The sequence below is a fragment of the Curtobacterium sp. ME12 genome (assembly GCF_903970855.1).
Lineage (GTDB): Bacteria > Actinomycetota > Actinomycetes > Actinomycetales > Microbacteriaceae > Curtobacterium > Curtobacterium poinsettiae_A.
In genome coordinates, this window is record NZ_CAJCKD010000073.1 from 1 (window position 1) to 1,711 (window position 1,711).

Annotated in this window: 2 protein-coding genes; both read left to right on the plus strand. The window is 70.3% G+C overall.

Features of this window, described 5'->3' with window-relative positions; translation table 11 throughout:
* The first annotated feature begins 62 nt into the window (after window positions 1–62).
* Window positions 63–500 carry a PTS sugar transporter subunit IIA gene (locus tag H7A73_RS17900; RefSeq protein WP_182067233.1) on the plus strand — a complete coding sequence of 146 codons (438 nt, stop codon included), beginning with the start codon at window positions 63–65 and terminating at the stop codon, window positions 498–500.
* The gene (locus H7A73_RS17905) at window positions 497–1,654 is read left to right on the plus strand and encodes a mannitol-1-phosphate 5-dehydrogenase (protein WP_182067234.1); all 1,158 of its coding nucleotides are present in this window, start codon (window positions 497–499) and stop codon (window positions 1,652–1,654) included. The genes H7A73_RS17900 and H7A73_RS17905 overlap by 4 nt, the downstream gene beginning before the upstream one ends.
* Window positions 1,655–1,711: the final 57 nt, after the last annotated feature.

Below are 1,711 nucleotides of genomic sequence, written 5' to 3' on the forward strand. Positions count from 1 at the left end.
ATCGGAGGGGACGGGGCTGACCCGTCCCCTCCATCTCGTCCTCAACACAAGGAGAACCCCCGATGCCCGTCCTGCAGGAGAGCCAGATCCGCATCCACACCGAGGACACCGCGCCGACCAAGTCGGAGGCGATGAAGGAGGCGGCCGAGATCCTCGAGGCTGCGGGCGCGGTCACGGCCGACTACTACCCGGCGATGCTCGAGCGCGAGAAGAGCGTGTCCACCTACATGGGCAACTTCCTCGCCATCCCGCACGGCACGAACGACGCGAAGGACGCCATCAAGTCGTCCGCCCTGTCGTTCATCCGCTACGCCAGCCCGATCGACTGGGACGGCAACCCCGTGCGCTTCGTCGTCGGCATCGCCGGTGTGAACAACGAGCACCTCGACATCCTGTCGAAGATCGCGATCGTGTTCTCCGACGAGGACGAGGTCCAGAAGCTCACCGACGCCCAGGACACCGCAGCGATCCTGTCGATCCTCGGCGAGGTCAACGAGTGAGCACCAGCACCGCCGTCCACTTCGGTGCCGGCAACATCGGCCGCGGCTTCGTCGGGCTCCTGCTCCACGAGGCCGGGTACGAGGTCGTCTTCGCCGACGTCGCCGCACCGCTCATCGACGCTCTGGCCGCAGCCGACTCGTACACCGTGCACGAGGTCGGGGCCGGCGCCCAGGACCACGAGGTCACGAACTTCCGTGCGCTGAACAGCGCCCAGGACGAGGACGGCGTGGTCGCCGAGATCGCGACCGCCGCGGTCGTCACGTGCGCCGTCGGCCCGAACGTCCTGAAGTTCATCGCACCGGTGATCGCCCGCGCGCTCGTCGCCCGCGACGCGGACGCCGCGCCGATCGCGGTCATGGCGTGCGAGAACGCCCTGAACGCCACGGACCGCCTGCGCGAGTTCATCGTCGCGGCCCTGCCCGAGGACGGCCGCGACGCGGCCCTCGCGAAGGCCGTCTTCGCGAACACCGCCGTCGACCGCATCGTGCCCGCACAGCCCGAGGGCGGCGGACTCGATGTCACCGTCGAGACCTACTACGAGTGGGCAATCGACCGCACGCCGTTCGGTGGGAACGAGCCGGAGATCCCCGGCGCGCACTACGTCGACGGCCTCGCGGCGTCGATCGAGCGCAAGCTCTTCACGGTGAACACCGGACACGCCACCGTCGCGTACCACGGCTTCGTCGCCGGGGCCGACAAGATCTCGGACGCCATCGCGATCCCCGCCGTGCGCTCCGAGCTCGAGTCCGTGCTCGCCGAGACGAGCGACCTGCTCATCCGCCGGCACGAGCTCGACCCCGAGGTGCACCGCGCGTACGTGCAGGCGATCATCGGCCGGTTCGAGAACCCGCACCTGCCCGACACGGTGACCCGCGTCGGCCGTCAGCCGCTCCGCAAGCTGTCGCGCGACGAGCGGTTCGTCTCGCCCGCCGCCGCGCTGGCCGAGGACGGTACCGAGCCGACCGCGCTCCTCGACGCGATGGCCGCGGCGCTCCGCTTCGACGTCGCGGACGACGAACAAAGCGTTGAGCTGCAGGCCCTCCTGGCATCGGACGCGTCCGACGCCGACGTGGTCACGCAGATCACTGGGCTCGACGCGGAGCACCCGCTGCACGCCGCGTTCGCGGACCGGGTGCGCCAGGCGCGCGCCTGACGACGCCCGCGTCTCCCCGACTGGAGGCCCGTCACCAGCTGGTGACGGGCCTCCAGT